Annotated in this window: 21 protein-coding genes; 8 read left to right on the top strand and 13 right to left on the bottom strand. The window is 69.8% G+C overall.

Annotation, left to right across the window (positions count from 1 at the left end; all coding sequences use genetic code 11):
- Positions 1 to 3 precede the first annotated feature (3 nt).
- Positions 4 to 525 carry a YdcF family protein gene (locus ABIE65_RS02330; protein ID WP_354075696.1) on the top strand — a complete coding sequence of 174 codons (522 nt, stop codon included), beginning with the start codon at positions 4 to 6 and terminating at the stop codon, positions 523 to 525.
- Positions 526 to 818: 293 nt separating this feature from the next.
- On the opposite strand, the gene ABIE65_RS02325 is transcribed toward ABIE65_RS02330, so the two are convergent.
- The 3 genes from ABIE65_RS02325 to ABIE65_RS02315 are packed head-to-tail and all read right to left on the bottom strand — an operon-like array spanning position 819 to position 2850.
- Positions 819 to 1592, bottom strand: a complete 774-nt coding sequence (locus tag ABIE65_RS02325; protein ID WP_354075252.1) for an NUDIX hydrolase — start codon at positions 1590 to 1592, stop codon at positions 819 to 821.
- On the bottom strand, positions 1589 to 1930 hold the full coding sequence (locus ABIE65_RS02320) for a hypothetical protein (protein ID WP_354075251.1): 342 nt from the start codon (positions 1928 to 1930) through the stop codon (positions 1589 to 1591). Before ABIE65_RS02320 ends, ABIE65_RS02325 begins: the two co-directional genes overlap by 4 nt.
- Entirely contained in the window at positions 1930 to 2850 is a 921-nt protein-coding gene (locus tag ABIE65_RS02315; protein WP_354075250.1) for a ketopantoate reductase family protein, read from the bottom strand. Before ABIE65_RS02315 ends, ABIE65_RS02320 begins: the two co-directional genes overlap by 1 nt.
- A 275-nt stretch (positions 2851 to 3125) precedes the next feature.
- Here ABIE65_RS02315 and ABIE65_RS02310 point away from each other — a divergent pair, with 275 nt between their 5' ends.
- Together ABIE65_RS02310 and ABIE65_RS02305 are read left to right on the top strand one after the other, a co-directional pair.
- Entirely contained in the window at positions 3126 to 4256 is a 1131-nt protein-coding gene (locus ABIE65_RS02310) for a YjgN family protein (RefSeq protein ID WP_354075249.1), read from the top strand.
- A gap of 1 nt (position 4257) precedes the next feature.
- Positions 4258 to 5370 (top strand): M48 family metallopeptidase, encoded by a 1113-nt coding sequence (locus ABIE65_RS02305; protein WP_354075248.1) that lies wholly within the window; start codon positions 4258 to 4260, stop codon positions 5368 to 5370.
- Here ABIE65_RS02305 and ABIE65_RS02300 read toward each other — a convergent pair.
- The 3 genes from ABIE65_RS02300 to ABIE65_RS02290 form a co-directional block, all read right to left on the bottom strand.
- Positions 5367 to 7238, bottom strand: coding sequence for an HWE histidine kinase domain-containing protein (locus ABIE65_RS02300; RefSeq protein WP_354075247.1), 1872 nt, complete (start codon positions 7236 to 7238; stop codon positions 5367 to 5369). The genes ABIE65_RS02305 and ABIE65_RS02300 overlap by 4 nt on opposite strands.
- A 118-nt stretch (positions 7239 to 7356) precedes the next feature.
- Complete coding sequence (locus ABIE65_RS02295; RefSeq protein ID WP_354075246.1) at positions 7357 to 8682, bottom strand: LLM class flavin-dependent oxidoreductase; 1326 nt, start codon at positions 8680 to 8682, stop codon at positions 7357 to 7359.
- A gap of 139 nt (positions 8683 to 8821) precedes the next feature.
- Positions 8822 to 10024, bottom strand: coding sequence for a pyridoxal phosphate-dependent aminotransferase (locus ABIE65_RS02290; protein WP_354075245.1), 1203 nt, complete (start codon positions 10022 to 10024; stop codon positions 8822 to 8824).
- Positions 10025 to 10217: 193 nt separating this feature from the next.
- On the opposite strand from ABIE65_RS02290, the gene ABIE65_RS02285 reads away from it, so the two are divergent.
- The 3 genes from ABIE65_RS02285 to ABIE65_RS02275 are packed head-to-tail and all read left to right on the top strand — an operon-like array spanning position 10218 to position 13007.
- Entirely contained in the window at positions 10218 to 11411 is a 1194-nt protein-coding gene (locus ABIE65_RS02285; RefSeq protein WP_354075243.1) for a flagellar motor protein MotB, read from the top strand.
- 51 nt (positions 11412 to 11462) lie between these two features.
- Positions 11463 to 12179 (top strand): arginyltransferase, encoded by a 717-nt coding sequence (locus tag ABIE65_RS02280; protein ID WP_354075242.1) that lies wholly within the window; start codon positions 11463 to 11465, stop codon positions 12177 to 12179.
- Between the two features lie 36 nt (positions 12180 to 12215).
- A complete protein-coding gene (locus ABIE65_RS02275) occupies positions 12216 to 13007 on the top strand; it encodes an SDR family oxidoreductase (protein ID WP_354075241.1) in 792 nt (263 codons plus the stop codon).
- Between the two features lie 180 nt (positions 13008 to 13187).
- Here ABIE65_RS02275 and ABIE65_RS02270 read toward each other — a convergent pair whose 3' ends face one another.
- A complete protein-coding gene (locus ABIE65_RS02270; RefSeq protein WP_354075240.1) occupies positions 13188 to 13697 on the bottom strand; it encodes a hypothetical protein in 510 nt (169 codons plus the stop codon).
- Positions 13698 to 13893: 196 nt separating this feature from the next.
- Entirely contained in the window at positions 13894 to 14304 is a 411-nt protein-coding gene (locus tag ABIE65_RS02265; protein WP_354075239.1) for a DUF4870 family protein, read from the bottom strand.
- Positions 14305 to 14453: 149 nt separating this feature from the next.
- On the opposite strand from ABIE65_RS02265, the gene ABIE65_RS02260 reads away from it, so the two are divergent.
- Together ABIE65_RS02260 and ABIE65_RS02255 are read left to right on the top strand one after the other, a co-directional pair.
- Positions 14454 to 15374, top strand: a complete 921-nt coding sequence (locus ABIE65_RS02260) for an NAD-dependent epimerase/dehydratase family protein (RefSeq protein WP_354075238.1) — start codon at positions 14454 to 14456, stop codon at positions 15372 to 15374.
- Positions 15375 to 15462: 88 nt separating this feature from the next.
- A complete protein-coding gene (locus tag ABIE65_RS02255; RefSeq protein ID WP_354075237.1) occupies positions 15463 to 16062 on the top strand; it encodes a glutathione S-transferase family protein in 600 nt (199 codons plus the stop codon).
- Positions 16063 to 16069: 7 nt separating this feature from the next.
- Here ABIE65_RS02255 and ABIE65_RS02250 read toward each other — a convergent pair whose 3' ends face one another.
- From ABIE65_RS02250 to tldD, 5 genes are all read right to left on the bottom strand, one after another.
- Positions 16070 to 17131 (bottom strand): 50S ribosomal protein L11 methyltransferase, encoded by a 1062-nt coding sequence (locus ABIE65_RS02250; RefSeq protein WP_354075236.1) that lies wholly within the window; start codon positions 17129 to 17131, stop codon positions 16070 to 16072.
- Between the two features lie 28 nt (positions 17132 to 17159).
- Complete coding sequence (locus tag ABIE65_RS02245) at positions 17160 to 18107, bottom strand: 2-hydroxyacid dehydrogenase (protein WP_354075235.1); 948 nt, start codon at positions 18105 to 18107, stop codon at positions 17160 to 17162.
- Positions 18108 to 18228: 121 nt separating this feature from the next.
- Complete coding sequence (locus ABIE65_RS02240; protein ID WP_354075234.1) at positions 18229 to 19122, bottom strand: NAD(P)-dependent oxidoreductase; 894 nt, start codon at positions 19120 to 19122, stop codon at positions 18229 to 18231.
- Between the two features lie 96 nt (positions 19123 to 19218).
- Positions 19219 to 19854, bottom strand: coding sequence for a DUF1289 domain-containing protein (locus ABIE65_RS02235; RefSeq protein ID WP_354075232.1), 636 nt, complete (start codon positions 19852 to 19854; stop codon positions 19219 to 19221).
- A gap of 15 nt (positions 19855 to 19869) precedes the next feature.
- The gene (tldD, locus tag ABIE65_RS02230) at positions 19870 to 21303 is read right to left on the bottom strand and encodes a metalloprotease TldD (RefSeq protein ID WP_354075231.1); all 1434 of its coding nucleotides are present in this window, start codon (positions 21301 to 21303) and stop codon (positions 19870 to 19872) included.
- Between the last annotated feature and the right edge of the window lie 128 nt (positions 21304 to 21431).

Here is a 21431-nt window from a genome sequence, read left to right as displayed (position 1 = left end):
GCCATACCGCCCCGTTTCGACACGATCATCGTCCTCGGCGCAGCCGTCCGGCGGGACGGTTCGCCGAGTCCGGCGCTGCGCCGCCGGGTCGTGCGGGGCGTCGCCGCCTTCCACGCCGGCCTCGCCCAGTCGATGATCGTGACGGGCGGCTTCGGCCGCCACCCGCCGACCGAGGCGGAGGCGATGGCCGCCCTCGCACGCGAGATGGGGGTGCCTGAACCGGCCATCGTCGCCGAACGCTGCGCCCGAAACACGCATGAGAGTGCCCGCTATTGTGCGGCGCTGATGCGCCGGCGCGGCTGGCGGCGGGCGCTGATCGTCACCGATGGCTGGCATCTGCCGCGTTCGCTGCTGGCGTTCCGGGCCTATGGGATTCAGGGGCAGGGGGAGAGTGCGGGAGGTGGCCGCGACGAGGTCGGCTACCGGCTCTGGCTGAACTATCTCGGCCGGGAGACGCTTGGCTATGCCTGGTATGCGTTGCGCCTGCGGCGCAGGCTGCTCGGACTGGCACCCCAGGAAGACTAGACGGATGGGGCAGGGCCGGAATGCGCTTCCGCCCCGGCCTACCCGCCGAAAGAGGTGCGGGCGGTACCGGGGCGGAAGGTAGAAAGTGTAGAAAGACCGGTCCGGCCTCCGCCCCCGACCGTGGGCGCGGATGAGCGGGACACCATTCCCCCGCCCGGAATTCTGTGCGGCCTCGCCGGGTTCCTTTGGCCGAAGGTCCCAGCGACTTTTCGAGCCGGTCTTGTACCCGTATTAACATTTGGTGGCGGGCGCGGTTCCGCGGCCCGGCACCGGCGCCGATAAAATTTGCAGCGTCAGTCGTAGCTGATCCGCTCGCGGCCGTGGACCGCGTGATAGCGCGGCACGGCATGGCCCGACGGCAGGTTCCACGGGTCGGATTCGGCAAGCAGGCGCTGCACTTCGGTGAGAACGCGCTTCGTGATCCCCGGCGTGTTGGGCGTGGTCAGCGCCTCGCCGATCGGCAGCCAGGTCAGGTCGACCAGTTCGCCGCTGCCGCCCAGGGTGCCTGCCGCATGGGCAGCGTCGCAGATGAAGAACCGTGCATTGAAACGGCGCACGTCGCCGGGCGGCGTGATGGCCCGGAAGACGTAGTCGAGCAGGTCGAGCGCCGGGGCGAGGCCGGTCTCGAAGAACGGCCGCCACGTGTCGGCCAGTGCCGCCTGGTCGACGGGTGCGGCGGGGGGCCGGCCGATGGTCAGGCCCGTCTCCTCGAACGCCTCGCGGATCGCCGCCAGGGCGAGCGCGCGGGCGCGCCGCCGCGTCGCATGCCGTTCCAGCCGCTCGGCGACCGGCGGGCGCAGCGGTGCGGCGACGGGGACCTGCGCATCCTCCATGTCGACCCGGCCGCCCGGGAACACGAAGGTGTTCGGCATGAACACGTGCTTGTGGTGCCGGTGGCCCATCAGCACGGCCGGCTCCGGTCCGTCGCGCTTGACCAGGATCAGGGCCGCGGCGTCGCGTGGCCTGATGCCGGTCGTGCCGGGCTTGCGCGGCAGGCGCCCGATGCGGTGCGTCGCGGCGCCGCCCGAGGCCTCGGGTGCCGACTCCTCCGGTGCCGTCTGCTTCAATGGTCGCTTCCGTGGAAGATCTGGTCGCGCATGCCGGTGTCGTATTCGGCACCGGCGGCGGTGATCGCATAGCCGTTCTCGACCTGGCGGATCAGGCCCTTGCGGCCCAGCGCCGCCCAGACGGCGGGATTGCCGAGGCCGGTCGCGTCGGCGGTCATCACCACGGCGCGGCCGATGTGGAAGTGGTTGCCGTGGGCATGCGGGAGCGAGCGGATCACGGTCTCGCCGGTCGCCTCGTCCGTGCTGGTGAGGTCGGGCTGGCGCGCCACCTCCTGCAGCAGGGTGAGGGTCTTCAGCTGTAGGCTGTTCAGCTTCAGCGGGTTCTTCTTCGGGGACATCAGGGTTTGCCGTTCACATAGGGCTTCAGGGCCGCATAGATCGTGCGGGTGACGGGTGTATCGACGCCGTAGGTGCGGCCGAGTTCCACCACCTTGCCGGCCAGCCACGGCAGTTCCAGCCGATTGCCGCGCACCAGGTCGTTGGCCATCGAGGCCATCGTCGTCGCCGGCTGCGTATCCATGTAGGCGAGGCGGTTCTCCGGGAAGTCGTCCGCCAGCTTCACCCCGACCGCGGCGCCGACTGCGGCGGTCTCCCGTGCCACGTCGAGCAGCAGCGCGCGCAGGTCCGCGTCCTCGCGCGCGATGCCGAGCGGCAGGCGGGTGATCGCCGTGACGCTGGAGAGGGAGACGAGGAAGACCATCTTCTCCCAGAGCGAGCGGCGGATGTCGGCCGACAGTTCCGCGTCCATGCCCGCACCCTGGCATGCCGCCAGGAACGCTTCGGCCCGGTCGCTGCGGCTGCCGTCGAGCTCGCCGTAGATGACTTTGCGCATCTTGCCGGTCTGGCGCACGACGCCCGGCCGCTCGATCAGCCCGCCGATCAGCGCCACGCCGCCCATGACATGATCCTTGCCGAGGATCGGCATCAGCCGGTCCGGCGCGTCGATGCCGTTCTGGATGGGAATGACGAAGGTGTCGGGGCCGATGAGCGGCTTGATCGCCTCGCCGGCGCTCTCGACGTCCCACAGCTTCACGCAGAAGAGCACGGCGTCGACCGGGCCGACGCTGGCCGGGTCGTCGGTGGCGCGCGTCTCGGGCAGGTGGAAGTCGCCCAGCGGCCCTTCCACGCGCAGGCCCTCCTCACGCATCGCCTTCAGGTGGGCGCCGCGCGCGACGAAGGTGACCTCATGCCCGCCCAGTGCCATCGCCATCCCGAAGGGGGCGCCGACGCCGCCGGCGCCAATGACCGCAATCTTCATGCCTCGATGCGCTCCATCCCGTTTGTTGCGCCCAATCAAGCCCGGGCGGCGGCGCGGGCGCAAGACCCCTTCGGACCGCGCCGCGCCGGCGCGATCTGCCGCCCGGCGTGTTTCCGTCACACATCGCGCGGATCGGTTGCGCCACGGCGACGCGGACACCTCGCCGGGTGCGGTTCCATGTTAATGATTTCGTGCGATTGATGATCGATCGTAAGGGTTAGACCTTTCCGCGAGGCGGCCGTGCCGGCTCCTGTCGTTCAGCCCGCGAGGCCGCGATGCACGAACCGATTCCCATGCCGGCGGCCGCTCCGCCGGCCCATCCCGTCGCCTTCACCGGGCAGCGGCCCGTCTTCCGGCGGTTGGTGACCCGAGGCGCGCTCCTGGAACTGCTCACGCTCGGCTTCTACCGCTTCTGGCTGGCGACCGACATCCGCCGGCACCTCTGGTCGCACACGGCGGTCGACGGCGACGCCGCGGAGTATATCGGCCGCGCCAAGGAGTTGCTGATTGGCTTTCTGGTGGCGCTGGCGATCCTGCTGCCGGTTTACCTCGCCTATTTCCTCCTGGGCATCGAGGCCGAGCGGCTGCAGAGCTTCGCCAGCATCCCGCTCTTCCTGTTCTTCTACCTCTTCTCGCAGTTCGCCATGTACCGGGCGCGGCGCTACCGGCTGACGCGGACGGTCTGGCGCGGCCTGCGCTTCTCGATGGGCGGCTCGGGCTGGAGCTATGCCTGGCGCGCCGGCCTGTGGAGCCTGGCGACGATCCTGACGCTGGGGTTGGCGCTGCCGTGGCGGCAGGCGGCGCTGGAGCGCTACAAACTGCGCCACACCGCCTACGGGTCGCTGGAAGGGCGCTTCGACGGCACCGGCGGCAGCCTCTTCAAGCGGGGCTGGTGGCTGTGGCTGCTGCTGCCGACGGGTGTGCTGCTCGTGCCGCTGCCGTTCCTCGTCGCGGCCTACAAGGCGATAGAGTGGCGCTGGTGGGTGGGCGGCATCCGCTTCGGCGCCGTGCGGTTCGAGTCGTCGCTCGCTAAGGGCGCACTGGTCGGTATCTTCTGGAAGGTCGTCGGGTGGTACGTCCTCCTGGGCGTCGCGCTTGGCGCCTGGGGCGGCGCGGTCCTCTTCGCCGCACTGTCCCTGGTCGACCTGCCGGCGGGGGATGAACGGTTCGCCGCCGTGGCGCAGCATCCCTTCCTCCTGCTGGGCACGGTTGTCGGCTACCTGCTGATGGCGGTCGCCATGGGGATCGTCGTCCGGCTCTATCTCAACCGGGACGTCTGGGCGAAGGTCGCCGGCACGACGACGGTGCACAACCTGTGGGTTGCCGACGATATCGTCGGCCAGGGCGACCAGGTCGATGCGCTGGGCGAGGGGCTCACCGACGGGCTCGACATCGGTGGTCTCTGAGATGGGTCCGATGGACATGGACGGTACGGGGGCGACGGCACAGACGGCGCCGGCCGGCGTGTTCTACGACGGCACGTCGAACCGCAGGCGGCAGGTGCAACTCCGCGTCGCGGACCGGCTGGAGATCGTCGAGGACGGCGCCGTGCTCGCATCCTGGCCCTATGACGGCATGCGGCGTGCCGACGGGCACGGCCGCCTGCGGCTGCGCAACGAGACCGCGCCGATGCTGGCGCGGCTGGAGGTCGAGGATCCGGCGGCGGTACGGGCCGTTCTGGCGCGCTGCCGCGCCCTCGATGCCGGTGAGCGGCGCCAGACCGGGCGCATCGTCGGCTGGTCGCTGGCGGCGGTCTGCTCGATCCTCGTGATGGCGATCTACGGCATTCCCTATGCTGCCGACCGGCTGGCGCCCCTGGTGCCCTACGCGGTCGAGGCGCGGCTGGGCGAGGCGGTGGACGGCCAGATCCGCGCCATTCTGGGCGGCGAGACCTGCGAGACCCCGGCGGGGCGCGCGGCGCTCGACAAGCTCATCGGTACGCTGGCGGTGGCCGGCGGGGCGACGGACGCGATGCGCGAGGCGTTGCGGGGGGCCGTGCTCGCCTCCGACATGCCCAATGCGATCGCGCTGCCCGGCGGCCGGATCTACCTGTTCGCGGGATTGCTGGACAAGGCCGAGGCGCCGGACGAGATCGCCGGTGTCGTCGCGCACGAGATCGGCCACGCGCAGCACCGCGACGCGATGCGCCGTCTGATCCAGACGGGCGGCACGACCTTCGTCCTCGGCCTGCTCCTGGGCGACGTGACCGGCGGCGGTGCCGTGATCGTCGCGGCGCGCTCGCTACTCGACGCGTCCTACTCGCGGGATACCGAGAGGCGGGCCGACGACTACGCCGTCGCCGCCATGACCGCCCTCGGCCGCTCACCGGTGGGGATGGGCGAACTCTTGGTGCGCGTCACCGGCGACGGGCGCCGGGGAACCATTCTCGACAGCCACCCGATGAGCGCGGAAAGGCTCGACCGGATGAAGGGGGCGGCAGGCGCGGTCGCCGGGCCGCCCATCCTGACCGATGCGGAGTGGCGGGCGCTGAAGGACATCTGCGAAAAGGCGGGCGGCTAACCGTCGCTCAGAAGCCCGCGCAGGCAGTGCAGGATCTGCCGCGCGTGCACGGGCTTCTCGAGGCGCGCCGCGCCCGCCAGATCGGCGGGCATCTCGAGGCTCGACGCGTAGCCCGTCACCAGGACCAGCGGAACGCCGCGCCGCCGCAGGGCAGCCGCGGCGGGCCAGATCATCTCCCCGTTGAGGTTGATGTCCAGCGATGCCGCGTCGATCGCTTCCGTCTCCGCCGCCTGCAGTGCGAGGCGGAGCGTCGGCATCGGCCCGAGGACGATACCGCCGGCGTCCTCGATCGCCGCACCGATCTCCGCGGCGACCAAATACTGGTCCTCCGCTACCAGGATGCGTTTGCCGGCAAGCGGAAGCGGGTCATGAGTTCCCGAGGCGGGCGTGAGTGCGGTGGTGCGGGCTTCCGGAGGCGCCGGCTGGCTGTCGACCAGCGCGTCGACCGGCAGGCGCATGGTCGCGACCAGGCCGGACGGCCGGAAGTCGAGGTCGACCGTCCCGCCCAGTTCGTAGCTGACGGTTTGCGCGATCAGCCGGGAGCCGAAGCCGTGGCGGTCGGGGGGCGATGCGATGTGCGGCCCGCCTGTTTCGCGCCAGGCCAGCACGAGCTGCCGGCTCCGTCCCGTGCCCTCCATCTCCCAGTCGATCGAGACCCTTCCGCTGGAGCGGGAGAGGGCGCCGTACTTGGCGGCGTTTGTCGTCAGCTCATGGAACGCGAGCGTGAGGCTCTGCGCCGCCTTGGGGACGACCTTTAAGCCTGGTCCGGTCAGCGTCACACGGTCGGGTTCGCCACCGCGGTAGGCTGCCACCGTGTCGGCGATCAGGTGGCGCAGGACGGCTCCTTCCCAGCGGCTGTCGGCGAGCAGCCGGTGCGACCGTGCCAGTGCCGAGAGCCGCCCGCCCAGGCGCTCCCTGTCGACCACGTCCCCGCCGCGGAGGCTCTGGCGGACGATGGACTGCACGACCGCCAGGACGTTCTTCACCCGGTGATCGAGTTCCGCGAGGAGCAGGTTCTGGTGCGTCTCCGCCCGCTTGCGCTCGGCGATGTCGTTGAACAGGACGGCGACCTGCCGGTCTTCGGCGGGCCCGATGCGGAAGGCGTAGACCTCGAAATAGCGGCCGAGCTGTGCCGCCGGCAGTTCGAACCGCTCCGCCTCCCCGGTCCGCGCCACGCGCCCGTAGGTGTCGAACCAGTGCTGTTCGTGACCCGGCGTCAGCCTGCGCATCGTCCGTCCGACGACGCCGGTGAGCCCCGTCTGGCGTTCGAAGGCGTTGTTGACCTCCACGAAGCGGTAGTCGACCGCCTGTCCGGCGGCGTCGAAGATCATCTCGATGATGCAGAAGCCCTGGTCGATCGAATCGAAGAGCTGACGGTACCGCTGCTCGTTGCGGTGCAGAAGTTCGTCCTGTGCGGCCTTCAGCGCCTGCTGCGCCAGCACCTTCTCCGTGGTTTCGGTCGCCACCGAGAGCAGGCCGGCCACGGTCCCGTCCGAGTCGCGCACCGGCGTCCAGGAAAAGGTGAACCAACTGATTGGCCGGCCCGCCCGACCGGTCAGCGCCACCGGCTGGTCGATGAAATACTGCGCGTCGCCGCGCAGCGTCGCCTCGACGAGTGGACCGTACTCGTCCCAGATCTCGCCCCAGATCTCACGGAACGGCCGCGCCAGCGCCGCCGGATGCTTGTCACCGAGGATCGGGATGTAGCCGTCGTTGTAGATCGATACGAGTTCCGGGCCCCACGCGACGAAGCGCGGCTGGCGGGAATCCAGCACCAGGTCGACCAAGAGGCGCAGGGCGGTCGGCCATGTGTCGGCGGGGCCGAGAGTGGTCGAGTCCCAGTCGTGTTCCCGGACCCGCCGTCCCATTTCCCCGCGCGGGACCGGGCGGCTCTGCACACTCGTCGGCGGAGACCGGCGCTCCCCCATCTCAACTCCCATGACACTCGATATGCTTGAACGACCGGTGAGGCGGGCCGTTCCGTGCCTATGGAAAGAAGCGGTTCGGCGGGCGCGGCAGGCCGAGATTCTCGCGCAGCGTCGTCCCCTCGTATTCGCGGCGGAAGATGCCGCGGCGCTGGAGTTCCGGCACCACCTTGTCGACGAAGTCGTCGAGGCCGCCGGGCAGGTAGGGGAACATGACGTTGAAGCCGTCGCTGCCGCGCTCGACCAGCCACTCCTCCATCATGTCGGCCACGGTCTCCGGCGTGCCCGTCATCTCCAGGCCGGAATAGCCGCCGATCCGTTCCGCCAGCCGGCGCACGGTCAGGCTTTCGGCGCGGGCCAGCGCGATGGCGCGCTCGCGGCCGCTCTTGGAGGTGTTGGTCTCCGGGATGTCGTCCGGCAGCGGCGCGTCGGGATCGAATTTCGATGCATCGGTGCCCAGCGCCACGGAGAGCGAGGCGATGCCGCTGTCGTAGTGGACGAGGCTGTCCAGGTGGGCGCGCTTGGCCCGCGCCTCCGCCACGGTCTCGCCGAGCACGACAAAGGCGCCGGGCAGGATCTTGATGTGCTCGGGATCGCGACCGGCCGCTGCGGCGCGGCCCTTCACGTCCGCCAGGAAGCGCTGGCCGTCGGCCAGGGTGCGCTGGCTGGTGAAGACGACCTCGGCGATCTCGGCCGCCGTCTGCCGTCCCACGTCCGAGGCGCCCGCCTGGACGATCACCGGCCAGCCCTGGACCGGCCGGGCGATGTGCAGCGGCCCGCGCACCGAGAAATGCTCGCCCTTGTGGTTCAGGACGTGCATCTTTTCGGGATCGAAATAGGTGCCGCTCTCCACGTCGCGCACGAAGGCGTCGTCGGCCCAGCTGTCCCACAGGCCGGTGACGACGTCGTAGAATTCGCGGCCGCGCTTGTAGCGCTCGCCGTGCTCGACGTCGGCGTCGAGGCCGAAGTTCAGCGCCGCGTCGGGATTGGACGTGGTGACGAGGTTCCAGCCGGCCCGCCCGCCGCTGATATGGTCGAGCGATGCAAAGCGCCGGGCGACGTGGAAGGGTTCCTCATAGGTGGTGGACGCCGTCGCGATCAGGCCGAGATGCTCGGTCACCGCAGCGAGAGCGGGCAGCAGGGTGAAGGGCTCGAACGAGGTCGAGGTGGCGCTGCGCTTCAGCGCGTCGACCGGCATGTTCAGCAGCGCCAGGTGGTCCGCCATGAACAGCGCGTCGAACTTGCCCTCTTCGAGCTTGCGGGCGAAGCGCTTGTAGTGCGCAAAGTTGAAGTTCGCGTCCGGGAAGGCGCCGGGATAGCGCCACGCCCCGGTATGGATGCTGGCGGGGCGCAGGAACGCGCCGAGGCGGAGCTGGCGGGCTGACATCGGCTAAATGCTCCTCGACCTGCTTCAGCCTATCACGTGTCGTTGCCGGGCTTGACCCAGCAACCCAGGGCCGCCGGCGCAAGCCTGCGGCCCTGGATGCCCGGGTCGAGCCCGGGCATGACACGGGAAATGGCGCGAACTACCGCAGGGCGGCGCAGGCGCGCTGGATGCGGCGGCCGGCCTCTTCCAACGTCTCGTCCTTGGTGGCGTAGGAGATGCGGAAGTAGGGCGACAGGCCGAAGGCGCTGCCGGGAACGACCACGACCTTCTCCGCCTCCAGCAGGTAGGCGGCAAAATCGTCGTCGCTCTCGATCTTCTTGCCGGACGGCGTGGTCTTGCCGATCGTGCCCGCACAGCTCGGATAGACGTAGAAGGCGCCCTCCGGCCGGCGGCAGGTCAGGCCGGAGGCCTGGTTCAGCATCGAGACGACGAGGTCGCGGCGCTGGCGGAAACGCTCCGCCCGCTCCTTGATGAAGTCCTGCGGCCCGTCGAGTGCCTCGACCGCCGCGGTCTGGCTGATCGAGGAGGGGTTGGTCGTCGACTGAGACTGGACCTTGCCGATCGCCTTGATCAGTTCGACCGGGCCGCCGGCATAGCCGATGCGCCAGCCGGTCATCGAATAGGACTTCGACACGCCGTTGCAGGTCAGCGTCCGGTCGTACAGCTTCGGCTCGACCTGGGCGGGCGTGCAGAACTCGAACCCGTCATAGACGATGTGCTCGTACATGTCGTCGGTCAGTACCCAGACATGCGGATGCTTCAGCAGCACGTCGGTCAGCGCCTTCATGTCCGACCAGTGGTAGCCGGCGCCGGTCGGGTTCGACGGCGAGTTCAGGATCAGCCACTTGGTCTTCGGCGTGATCGCCGCTTCGAGCTGGGCGGCCGTCAGGCGGAAGCCGTTCTCCTCGCCGCACGCGACGACGACGGGCTTGCCGCCGGCCATCAGCACCATGTCCGGATAGGAGGTCCAGTAGGGCGCGGGGATGATCACCTCGTCGTCGGGGTCGAGGCTGGCGACGAAGGTGTTGTAGAGGACGTGCTTGCCGCCGTTGCCGATGGTGATCTGCTCGGGCTTGTAGTCCAGGCCGTTCTCGCGCTTGAACTTGCGGCAGACGGCCTCCTTCAGCTCGCGGCGGCCGTCGGGCGCGGTGTATTTGGTGTCGCCGGTCTGAATCGCGCGGATGCCAGCATTCGCGATGTTCTCGGGCGTGGCGAAGTCCGGTTCGCCGGCGGCGAGGCCGATGACGTCCTCCCCGGCCGCGGCGAGCTCCATCGCTTTGGTGTTCAGTGCCACCGTCGGTGACGGCTTGATCAGCGACAGACGCTTGGCGACGATCGACATGGCTTTTCTCTCGAGTCGACTGCTCAGAAACGCGCGGACCTTATGCCTGCGCCGGGTCTGGTGCAACGCGGAAAGGTCCCCTTAACCCCGTTTGCGCCAGTATCCGCTCGCGCCGGCCGCCCGGCCGCGCAGTGTTCACAGCAGCGCCCGGGATCGCCGCACTTGTCGAAGTCCGAATACAGCGACGGCCGCGATGGCTAAGGACAACGGCGGCGCGACCATCGTCATCAAGCGCGTCAAGAAGGTGGCCGGCGGCCACCATGGCGGCGCGTGGAAGGTGGCCTACGCCGACTTCGTGACGGCGATGATGGCCTTCTTCCTGCTGCTTTGGCTGCTGAATGCGACGACCGAGCAGCAGCGCCAGGGCATCTCGAACTATTTCGCGCCGACCAATGTCTCGGACAGCCGCAGCGGTGCCGGCGGTGTCATGGGCGGCAAGACCATGAGCGAGGGCGCCATGGCGTCGGTCGGTGGCCCGCCCGTCGTCTTCTCCGATATCCCGCCGGACCCGATGGTCGCCGAGCGCGAGGGCGAGGAGAGCGGCGACCGCGAGATGGCCGGCGAGTTCGACGGCGAGTCGGACAGGGACGGCAGCTACAATTCCGAGGATCGGGACGCCGGCTCCCAGGACAGCGAGTCGGATCGCGACGATCGCCGGCAGCGCCGTTTCGACGACGGCAGCGACTCGCAGGACACGCGCAGCCGCGCCCGGGACATGAAGGTCGACGAGATGGACCCGAAGGCGGCGGCCCGTGCGGCGGCGCTCGCCGAGAAGCAGCAGTTCGAGAAGGCGGTCGAGGAACTGCGCCAGGCCATCGAGACGACGCCCGAACTCAAGGACTTCAAGCAGAGCCTGATCATCGACCAGACGGCCGAGGGCCTGCGCATCCAGATCGCCGATCAGGATAAGGTCGCGATGTTCCCCCTCGGCGGCAGCCAGATGTACCCGCAGGCGCGCGAACTGCTCGGCAAGATCGTCCTCGCGGTCAGCAAGCTGCCGCACAAGATTTCCGTGGTCGGCCATACGGACTCGGCGCCTTTCGCCAGCGGCCGGACCTACGGCAACTGGGAGCTGTCGGCGGACCGGGCCAACGCCAGCCGGCGGGCGCTCGTGGAACTCGGCCTGCCGGGGGCGCGGATCGCGCGTGTGGCCGGCCTCGCCGATACCGATCCCCTCGTACCCGCCGATCCCGCCGCCGCGCGCAACCGCCGGATCAGCATCACCCTGCTGCGCCAGATCCAGTCCCGGCAGGCGGCGGTGCCGGTGGCGCCGGCGCAGCGCGCGCAGGCGGTGCCGACGAACGACGCCCGCGGCCCCGCGCCGCAGGCCGAAGCCCGCCAGGCGGTGGTGCGGGTTGAGGTTCGCCGGGAGCCTGCGGTTCCCTAGGGCGTGGGGCTGCCCTATAGTTCCACTGATGGCGACGCCACAGCGGACGCGATGAAATTCCACCCCATAAGACCGATACACCAGTTCTTCGCGACGGCCCCGGTCTCGTGTCCCTATCTCTCGGGCGGTGCGGAGCGGAAGCTGGTCGTCGAACTGGGCGGCCCGGACGGCGAGGCGTTGTTCGCCGATCTGTCGCGTGCCGGTTTCCGGCGCAGCCACGGCTTCGCCTATCGACCCGCCTGCCGCGGCTGCCGCAAATGCGTGCCGGTGCGGATCCACGTCGAAGCATTTCAGCCGACGCGCTCCCTGCGGCGCGTGGCGCGGGGCAACGAGGATCTCCACTACGCCGTCCTGCCGGCACGCGCGACGCGCGAGCAGTACCGGCTGTTCCTGGCCTATCAGCGGCAGCGTCATGGCAGCAGCGACATGGCCGAGATGAGCTTCGCCGACTATCGCGACATGGTCGAGGATTCGCCGGTCCAGACATGGCTGGTCGAGACGCGCGACGTCGAGGGGACGCTGGTCGGCGGCCTGCTCGTTGACCGGACCGCGGACGCCCTGTCGGCAGCCTACAGCTTCTTCGACCCGGCCCAGCCGCGGCGCAGCCTCGGCACCCAGGCCATCCTCTGGCTGGTCGGCCACGCGCGCATGATCGGGCTGCCCTACGTCTATCTGGGCTACTGGGTCGACGGTAGTGCGACCATGGACTACAAGCGGCGCTTCCCCGCGGTCGATGCCCTGGTGGACGGCCGCTGGCAACCGCTCTGAAGGGCGGATCGGCACAATCAGGAGAAGGGGCGGAACATGGAACTCAGGATGGACGGCCGCGCGGCGCTGATCACCGGCGGCAGCATGGGCCTGGGCAAGGCGATGGCGAAGCGTTTCGCCGAATGCGGAGCGGACATCGCAATCGTGGCGCGGCGGCAGGAACGGCTGGACGCGGCCAAGTCCGAGATCGAGGCCTATGCCCCGGGCCGCAAGGTCGTGGGGCTCGCCTGCGACGTGCGCGACGCGGCCCAGGTCAAGGCGACGTTCGACGCCGCGGCGGCGGCGCTCGGCAAGATCGACATCCTGGTGAACAATGCCGGCACGTCGCAGACCGGCAAGTTCGACGACATCACCGACGATGTGTGGCAGGCCGATTTCGACCTGAAGCTGTTCGCGGCGATCCGTCTGATCAGGCTGGCGCTGCCGGGCATGCGCGAGCGGCAGTGGGGCCGGATCATCAACGTGCTGAACGTCGGTGCGAAGGCGCCCGGCGGCGGTTCCGCGCCGACCTCGGTCACCCGGGCGGCGGGCATGGCGATGACGAAGGCGCTGTCGTTCGAAGGGGCGCCCCACAACGTCCTCGTGAACGCGCTCTGCACCGGCTACATCGACAGCGACCAGTGGGCGCGCCGGCACGCCAAGGAGGCGCCCGACATGCCCTATCCGGAGTTCATCGCGAACTTCGCGAAGAAGATGGCGGTGCCGATGGGCCGGCTCGGCACGTCCGAGGAATTCGCCAACATGGCGGCCTTCCTGGCTTCCGACGCGGGCTCCTACATCACCGGCACCGCGATCAACGTCGATGGCGGGCGGTCTCCGGTCGTCTGACCGGCTTCGGGCCGGGACGGTCGAAGGGCGGCGACCGCATGGCGGCGCCGCCCTCTTTCGTTGCTGACCCGTCTCTTCCCGCCAGACGGGTGGCTCAGGTCGACGGACCCCCGCCCAGCGCCAGCAATACGCCGACGACGTAGACGACGAACGGCACGGCACGCATCTGCAGGACCCGCATCACGCGGTGCCGGGATGGGCTTTGAACCCGTGTGACGCTTCCCGGCTGCCGCGCGGGAAGGCCGCGCGCAGGAGTTCGGAGCGGACGACGGAGGGCGTGCGGATGTTGGAGAACTCCACGTCGACCGCCAGCTCGCGCGAACCCTTCGGGCTGCGGCCGACATAGAAGTCGATCTCCGCGGCACGCTCCGGCAGAACCTCCAGGTCGATCGCCAGCACGTCCGAGACCTCGCCGCCGTCCGGGCCGTTGCGGCGCGACGGGTCGGTGACGAAGAACAGGCCGCGGTCCGGGTTCTGCACGACCAGCGCGCGCAGGATGATCGGCTGGTCGCCGGGATTGCTGGCGATCAGCGAGGCCGGGTAGGTGTTGTCCGCGACGGGTCGCGGCTGAATGCGAAGCGTGAACTGCGGCTCGGTTGCGCGTGGCGCGCGATAGCCCAGGACGAAGGCCGCGATGACGCCGATGGCGCCGACCACGCCGGCCAGGATCTCCAGCCACTCCACGATCATTTCCCAACTCCCCCCGGTATCGTCCGCTCGCTCCCTGCGCCCGGAGATACCGAAAATTTACTCGACATTAGTCAAGTATCCCGAAGATGAGCGGAAACTCACGCTTTATCAAGTGGTAAGCCCCTCGCGCGGTGTGACCCGGCGCACAGTGGCGCAAATATCGCGCCTGCCGCTTCCTTGCGCGGTCCTGCCCGCGTCAGCTCACTTCGACGGCACCTCCGATCGGCTCGCCGTGCGCCAGGCGCAGCCACCCTTTGGCTATCCGCCAGACGAACCAGACGGTGGTGAACAGAAGGATCGGCCAGCCGATCAGGATCCACGTCGTGATCGCACCGATCGTATAAAACAGCAGTCCGAACCAGAAGGTCCGGATCTGCCAGCGCGCATGGCCGGCCAGCCAGGTGCCGTATCCCGCGTCGCGATTGAAATAGGCCAGAACCACGCCGACGACGGCGGTGCCGAGCACCGTGAACAGGCCGAGGGCGTAGAGCGCATAGATGACGTGCGCCATCACGACGCGGCTGTCGCGGCCGCCGCCGGAGCCGCCGTTCAATCCACCGTTCGACCCTCCGTCCGGTACGGAAGGGCGGATGCGTCCCTGGGTCACGACTTCTCCATGGCTTTGGACCGTCCGAGCATGGCATGGATCTTGTGTCCAGGAGAGCGAAGAACCAGCCCGGAGACGCCCGTGCCGAACGATCCCCGCCAGCCGCATGCCGCACCCTGCGCCGTCGACCCCGAGCGGGAGGTGGCGGCATGAGCGGCAGCATCCTCGTCACCGGCGCCAACGGCCTGGTCGGGTTCGCTCTGGCCCGCCGGCTGGCGGCGGAAGGTCACGCGGTTGTCGGCATGGACCTGGTGGCGGCGAAGGACGCCCCGTTTCCGGCGACCGCGGCAGACATCAACGACGTGCATGCGTTCTATCGCGTGCTGAAGGCTCACGGCGTCGAGACCATCGCGCATTTCGGCGGCATTTCCGGCCCCATGGTGGCGAACGACCGGCCGCACCACGTCTTCACCGTCAACGTCCAGGGCACGATGACCCTGTGCGCGGCCGCCGCCGGGTTCGGCGTGCGGCGCGTGGTCTTCGCCTCGTCGCGCGCCGCCTACGGACCGCAGCCGGTCGACCGGCCGGTGACCGAGGCCGCACCGCTCAACGCCTACGATCCGTACGGCGCCAGCAAGGTGGCGGGCGAGGCGATCATGCGGGGCTACGTGGCGGGCGGGCGCTTCGAGGGCACCTCGCTGCGCCTCGGTACCGTCTATGGCCCGCGGCGCACGACCGACTGCCTGGTGCGGGACATGCTCACCGATGCATTGAAGGGCGTGCCGACGCGGCTGCCGCACGGCGGCGACGCGATGCGCGAGTACATCCATGTCGACGACATCGTCGAAGGCGTCGTCCGGGCGCTGTTCGCCGAGACGCTGCCGCGCCACGCCTACAATATCGGGCCCGGCGGCCATCGCACCCTGCGGGAGATCGCCGACATCGTCCGGCAGGTGCTGCCCGCCGCCGATATCGAGATCGGTTCCGGGCCGTTCCCGGGCGAGGACGCCAAGGGCCCGATCGCCTGCGAGGCCGCGGCGGCCGACCTCGGATTCGCGGCGCGCATCGGCCTGGCCGAGGGCTTCGCCGCCTATGCGGCGTGGCTGAAGCGGCAGGCGGCGGTCGCATGAGCGGCTTTGATCCGGGGCATTAGCAACGCTCGTTTGCGGCCCGGCCCGCGGCGGCTAGCATCGCTCCATCACGCAGGGGAGGGGTGCGATGCTGACGCTCTACGGCGACCGCCAGTCGGGCAACTGCTATAAGCCGCGGCTGCTGATGGAGCTGCGCGGCATCCCGTACCGGTGGGTCGAGATGAACGTTCCGGGCGGCGAGACGCGCACGCCCGCCTTCCTGGCGAAGAACCCCAACGGCCGGGTGCCGTTGCTCGAGGTCGAGCCCGGCGTCCATCTGGCCGAGTCGAACGCCATGCTCTGCTGGCTGGCCGAAGGGACGCCGTGGATGCCGGAGGACCGGCTGCAGCGCGCCTTCGTCATGCAGTGGCTGTTCTTCGAGCAATACAGCCACGAGCCCTACATCGCGACCTCGCGCTACTGGCTGCACTATCTGAAGCAGCCGGAGGAATATCGCGCCAGGCTCGACGAGAAGCGGCCGGGCGGCTATGCGGCGCTCGGCGTCATGGAAGGCGAGCTTTCGAAGCGCGACTGGTTCGCCGGCGGGCGCTACACGATCGCCGACATCGCCCTCTACGCTTACACCCATGTCGCGCACGAGGGCGGCTTCGACCTTTCCGCCTATCCTGCCGTCCGCGCCTGGCTGGACCGGGTGGCGGCGCAGCCGGGGCACGTGCCGATGGTCTGACGCCGCCTCAGTCGATCGGATCGGCCCAGATCAGCAGCCGCTTGCGGTCGTCGCTGCCGACCACGGCGAAGCGCTGGCCGGGGTGGCTCTCGATGGGTTCCGGCAGGCAGTGGTGCAGCACCGCCCAGGCGGAGGTGCTGCCGGGGCCGGGCCTGTTCTCGTAGAAGACCTCCCCGGCGTCGTCCATCTGCAGCCGCATCCACTGCACGACTCCGGTCACCGGCCCGCCGTCGGCGGTCAGTTCGGCGCGATGCGAGGTGCGTGGGAAGGGGCCGCCGCCCTGGAAATCGTAAGTCGCCAGATCGGCCGGCGCGCTACGCATCGTCAGCCGGTCGTCGTCTGCGGAGAGCCTGTATCTTGGCGGCGCCACCCGGTTGAAGGGCGACAGGTCGAAGCCGGACACCGGTCCTGTCCTGCGCCGATCGGCCCGCGCATCCTGCGCCAGGGCCACCCTGACGGTCGCCGCCGCCGGGATCATGCGCGCACCCGGCTTCAGCAACCGGCGCGACGCGTCCTCGATCGCCTGTGACACGCTCTGCCCGAGAACGTCGTTCGAGATGATCTCCTGGACCAGCAGATCCGCCGGCTCGGGCAAGTCCGGCCCGACGGCCAGGTCCTTGGAGTGCTTCGCGACGATCCGCACGCGGTCGGAGAGGCCGTTGTGCCGGACGACGATCTCGGCCGCCTCGGCGACGGCCGGCATCATCTCGCAGGCGACGACGCGCCGTGCTCCCGCGCGCGCCGCCATCATCGACAGCAGGCCGGACCCCGCCCCGATCTCCAGCACCAGGTCGTCCGGCTTCACCATGCGGACGAGCGCCGTCTCATAGGCGTCGTTCCGGCCCTGGTCGCGGACGATCGAGAAGTGCCAGTCGGGTACCGCCCGATTGAGGACCTCGGTCGCCCGCGCGACGATCTCGCCGCAATGCGGCTCGAGGGCGAGCGCCCTTCCGGCCAGCCGGCGAGCCTCGTCGGGCTTGTCCTTGGCGAGCATGACCATCGCGAGATGGACCATCACCCGCGGATCGTCTTGCGGACGTCCTGTCGGCACCGGGGGCGTGGAATTCACGACAGGTTGTCCCTCGTCATCCTGCGGATCACCCCTTCGGCACTGGGGTCAGTACCGGGCGGCCGGAGAAGTGCGCGCGCAGGTTGGCGGCGACGAGATCGGCCATGGCGCGGCGCGTCTCGTTGGTGGCGCTGGCGACGTGCGGCGTGATGACGACGTTGTCCATCTCGAACAGCTCCGGCGGGGCGTGCGGCTCGTCGAAGAAGACGTCGAGGCCGGCGCCGGCGATCCGCTTCTCCTTCAGCGCCTTCACCAGGTCCGGCTCGTTCACGATGGTGCCGCGGGCGATGTTGACGAGGAAGCTCTTCGGCCCGAGCGCGTCGAGCACGGCGGCATCGATCAGTCCGCGCGTCGTCGGCCCGCCGACGCAGGAGACGAGAAGGAAATCGCTCTGCCGGGCGAGGTCGTGCAGGCTGGGCACAAAGGCGTAGGGCGCGTTGCCCTTTACCACGATGTCGGTATAGGCGATATCCATGCCGAAGCCGGTGGCGCGGCGCGCCACGGCGGTGCCGATGCGGCCCATGCCGACGATGCCCAGGCGCTTGCCGCTGACCTTCACGGCGAGCGGCATCGGGCCCTGCGGCCAGCGGCCCTCGCGGATGAAGCGTTCGGCCTCGCCGATGCGCCGGCCGATCATCAGCATCAGCGTCATGGCGAGATCGGCGACATCGTCGGTCAGGACGTCCGGCGTATGGGTCACGATGACGTTGCGCGCATGCGCCGCCGGCACGTCCGTCGCGTCGTAGCCGACGCTGTTCGACGAGATGATCTCCAGCTTCGGCAGGCGAGCGATCAGCGCCGCGTCCGGACCCTTCATGCCGCCGGCGAGCGCGCCGCGGATGCGTGGGCCGACCTCCTCGACCAGCCTGTCGGGATCCGCCGCCACGTCGAGGCGGTGCAGGACGAAATCCTTCGCGAGATCGTCGAGCAGATAGTCGGGCTGGCGGGCGACCACCAGCAGTTCGGGCTTGTCCATTGGCGGCTTCTCCTCGGTCGCGCATGGCGCGCGCGGCAGTCGGCGCAGATGATCGTCGCCGCAAGGGCAGGGCACAAGGGCGAGGTTCGCGGGCCGGGAAGGCGCCCCCGGCCCGGTCTCCTCAGGCCTTCTCTTCGACCGCCTTCACGACGGCCGTGTGGTACTTCTCGCCGTGGCCGAGTTCGATCGTCCGCTCCAGCAGCCCCTTCACCACGTTGGCGCTGCGCAGGCTGAGGCCGGCATTCTCGGCGAGCTGGAGGGCGTAGCTCAGGTCCTTCAGCATGTAGGTGACCGGGAAGGCGCGCAGCGGGTGGTCGTCCGGCAGCAGCGACTTCATGCCGTGGTTGCGCAGCACGAAGCTGTCGGCCGAACCCTTGCTCATCGCCTCGAACAGCACCTTGTCGGATACGACGCCCGATTCGCGCGCCACCGTGACCGCCTCGGCGAGCGCCACCGTGGTCATCGTCACCAGCATGTTGTTCAGCAGCTTCACCGCCTCGCCGGCGCCGTGGCCGCCGCAGTGGGTGATCTCGTTCGCCATGCAGGCGAGGTAGGGCCGGATGCGCTCCAGAACGGCGGCGTCGCCGCCCACCGTGATCGCCAGCGTGCCGTCGATCGCCGCCTGGCGCGTGCGCGCCACCGGCGCGTCGGCGAAGTCGACGCCCTTCTCGGCGAAGCGCTTGCCGAGTTCCTGCGACAGGGTCACCGGCGCGGTGCTCGTGTCGACCACCGTCTGGCCCTCGCGGACATGCTCGATCAGGCCGCCGGCACCGAGGCAGATCTGCCGCACCTCCTTCTCGCCGGGCAGCGACAGGAAGATGATGTCGCACTTGCCGACGAGGTCGGGGATGGACTGCGCCGCCTCGACGCCGTCCGCGGCCAGTTCGGCGAGCGGCTCGGGCCGCAGGTCGGCCGCGATCACCTTCGTTCCGGACTTGAGAGCCAGGTTGCGGCACATGGGCTTGCCCATGACGCCGAGACCGATGAAGCCCAGAACCGGTTTCTTGTCAGCCATCCGTTCGTCCCTCCTTGGTCGGCGGCGGGACTATGCAGCGCGCCCCGCCGCGGCGGCAAGGGGAGGACGGCGCCGGGACGACGCCACGACCGTGCTTCAGGCGGCCTCCCGCCGCCCGCCCAGGCTGAGGTCGATGACCGGCGTCCAGGCCGTGCGCCGCCGTGCGACCCGGCCGGCGACGTCCTCCGCGTCGTAGTCGACGGGCAAGGTCTTCTTCGGAAACTTCGCGGCGTCCGCGAGGGCGTTGATGTTCAGCGTCGCCCACGCCGCGTCGCCGTCGCGCATGACGGCGGCGACGTATACCCCGCAGTCGCGGCAGATCAGGTAATCGGCGGTCTGCAGCCCGAAGCGGTAGAGGCTGCACCGCGCCGTGTCCGCCACCGCGACGCGCAGCGCGCCCTCGGGATCGGCGACGGTGCGCGCGCCATGGGCACGACAGAACCCGCACTGGCAGGCGCGCGGCCGCAGGGCCTTGCGCTTGCGGCGCGTCTCGAAGGCCACGGCGATGTTGCCGCAATGGCAGCCGCCGGTATGCGTGCGCAGCTTGCCCGGGGTCGCGGCCGGCATGCGCCCGGCCAGTGCGGCGAGAATCAGACGCTTCTCATCCTCGTCGCCGCGCTTCCAGCGGCGGATCTCCGCCGGCGTGCGGGCGCAGCCGACGCAGAAGCCGCTGGCGCGGTCGATCTTGCAGACCCCGATGCAGGGCGAGGCGATCTTCTTCTTCTTGCCCATGCGTGCTCGCCCGGCCTATGCGGCCGTGCCGCCCACCGTCAGCTTGTCGATCCGCAGCGTCGGCTGGCCGACGCCGACCGGCACGCCCTGGCCCTCCTTGCCGCAGGTGCCGATGCCCTCGTCCATCTTCATGTCGTTGCCGATCATGTCGATGCGGGTGAGGGCGTCTGCGCCGTTGCCGATCAGGGTGGCGCCCTTGACCGGGGCGGTCACCTTGCCGTCCTCGATCAGGTAGGCCTCGGAGGCGGAGAACACGAACTTGCCGCTGGTGATGTCGACCTGGCCGCCGCCGAAATTGACGGCGTAGAGGCCGCGCTTCACCGAGGCGATGATCTCCGCCGGGTCGCGGTCGCCGCCCAGCATGTAGGTGTTGGTCATGCGCGGCATGGGGATGTGCGCGAAGGACTGGCGCCGGCCGTTGCCGGTCGGCCGCATGCCCATCAGGCGCGCGTTCATCCGGTCCTGCATGAAGCCGACGAGGCGCCCGTCCTCGATCAGCACGGTCCGGTTCGACGGCGTGCCCTCGTCGTCGACGCTGATCGAGCCGCGCCGGTCGGGCAGGGTGCCGTCGTCCACCACGGTCACGCCCGGTGCGGCAATCCGCTCGCCGAACAGGCCTGCGAAGGCCGATGTCTTCTTGCGGTTGAAGTCGCCCTCGAGACCGTGGCCGACCGCCTCGTGCAGCATCACGCCGGGCCAGCCGGGCCCGAGCACGACCGGCATCTCGCCCGCGGGCGCCGCGACGGCGTCGAGCTTCAGCACCGCTTGGCGCAGCGCCTCGTCCACCGCGGCGTGCCAGTGCGCGGGATCTATATACATGTCGTAGCCGCGCCGGCCGCCGGCGCCGTGCGAGCCGCTCTCCATCTTGTCGCCGTCGGCGACGGTCACCGAGACGTTGACGCGCACCAGCGGACGGATGTCGCCCACCCGGTGACCATCGGCACGCAGGATCTGCACCGCCTGCCACTCGCCGCCGAGCGAGACCGACACCTGGCGCACGCGCGGGTCGCGGCTGCGCGCATAGGCGTCGATCTCCGCCAGCAGCTTGACCTTCGTCTCGAAGGGCACCTGCTGAAGCGGGTTCACGTCGGTGTAGAGCGCCCGATTCGTCGCCTGCGGCGGCTCGGCCAGGGTGCCGCCGTGGCCGGCATGCACCGCCTTCACCGTCTCCGCGGCGCGGCGGATCGCTTCCTCGCTGAGGTCGGAGGCGTGGGCGTAGCCGGCGGCCTCGCCCGCGACGGAACGCAGACCGAAGCCGCGGCTGACGTCGAAGCTGGCCGAGCGCAGCCGGCCGTCGTCGAAGACGAGGCTCTCGGACGCGGCGTGCTCGAGGAAAAGCTCGCCGTCGTCGGCACCGTCGAGCGCCTCCGCGACGATGCGCGTCACGCGGTCGCGGTCGAGCCCGGTATTGCCGAAGAAGATTTCGTCGGTCGCATTGATCCAGGTCATGTGGTCCCCGTATCGGTGCAGGTGGTCGAGCAGGTCGTGTGCAGATCGGGCGACGATACCGCCGTTGCCGAAGTCGCCGCCCCGACGCGGCAGCCGGCCGCGGACGGGCGTCTGGTTCGGGCTTGGGC

Origin of the sequence: Constrictibacter sp. MBR-5, from assembly GCF_040549485.1 — a bacterium.
GTDB lineage: Bacteria > Pseudomonadota > Alphaproteobacteria > JAJUGE01 > JAJUGE01 > Constrictibacter.
Note: the sequence above shows the minus strand (reverse complement) of the source record. Positions and strands in the feature narration are given on the sequence as shown.

What these genes read in the sequence shown, in the direction of transcription:
- ABIE65_RS02320 (WP_354075251.1), bottom strand. Translation starts at nt 1,930, where the DNA reads ATGTCCCCGAAGAAGAACCCGCTGAAGCTGAACAGCCTACAGCTGAAG.
- ABIE65_RS02315 (WP_354075250.1), bottom strand. Translation starts at nt 2,850, where the DNA reads ATGAAGATTGCGGTCATTGGCGCCGGCGGCGTCGGCGCCCCCTTCGGG.
- ABIE65_RS02310 (WP_354075249.1), top strand. Translation starts at nt 3,126, where the DNA reads ATGCACGAACCGATTCCCATGCCGGCGGCCGCTCCGCCGGCCCATCCC.
- ABIE65_RS02305 (WP_354075248.1), top strand. Translation starts at nt 4,258, where the DNA reads ATGGGTCCGATGGACATGGACGGTACGGGGGCGACGGCACAGACGGCG.
- ABIE65_RS02300 (WP_354075247.1), bottom strand. Translation starts at nt 7,238, where the DNA reads ATGGGACGGCGGGTCCGGGAACACGACTGGGACTCGACCACTCTCGGC.
- ABIE65_RS02295 (WP_354075246.1), bottom strand. Translation starts at nt 8,682, where the DNA reads ATGTCAGCCCGCCAGCTCCGCCTCGGCGCGTTCCTGCGCCCCGCCAGC.
- ABIE65_RS02290 (WP_354075245.1), bottom strand. Translation starts at nt 10,024, where the DNA reads ATGTCGATCGTCGCCAAGCGTCTGTCGCTGATCAAGCCGTCACCGACG.
- ABIE65_RS02285 (WP_354075243.1), top strand. Translation starts at nt 10,218, where the DNA reads ATGGCTAAGGACAACGGCGGCGCGACCATCGTCATCAAGCGCGTCAAG.
- ABIE65_RS02280 (WP_354075242.1), top strand. Translation starts at nt 11,463, where the DNA reads ATGAAATTCCACCCCATAAGACCGATACACCAGTTCTTCGCGACGGCC.
- ABIE65_RS02275 (WP_354075241.1), top strand. Translation starts at nt 12,216, where the DNA reads ATGGAACTCAGGATGGACGGCCGCGCGGCGCTGATCACCGGCGGCAGC.
- ABIE65_RS02270 (WP_354075240.1), bottom strand. Translation starts at nt 13,697, where the DNA reads ATGATCGTGGAGTGGCTGGAGATCCTGGCCGGCGTGGTCGGCGCCATC.
- ABIE65_RS02260 (WP_354075238.1), top strand. Translation starts at nt 14,454, where the DNA reads ATGAGCGGCAGCATCCTCGTCACCGGCGCCAACGGCCTGGTCGGGTTC.
- ABIE65_RS02255 (WP_354075237.1), top strand. Translation starts at nt 15,463, where the DNA reads ATGCTGACGCTCTACGGCGACCGCCAGTCGGGCAACTGCTATAAGCCG.
- ABIE65_RS02245 (WP_354075235.1), bottom strand. Translation starts at nt 18,107, where the DNA reads ATGGACAAGCCCGAACTGCTGGTGGTCGCCCGCCAGCCCGACTATCTG.
- ABIE65_RS02240 (WP_354075234.1), bottom strand. Translation starts at nt 19,122, where the DNA reads ATGGCTGACAAGAAACCGGTTCTGGGCTTCATCGGTCTCGGCGTCATG.
- ABIE65_RS02235 (WP_354075232.1), bottom strand. Translation starts at nt 19,854, where the DNA reads ATGGGCAAGAAGAAGAAGATCGCCTCGCCCTGCATCGGGGTCTGCAAG.
- tldD (WP_354075231.1), bottom strand. Translation starts at nt 21,303, where the DNA reads ATGACCTGGATCAATGCGACCGACGAAATCTTCTTCGGCAATACCGGG.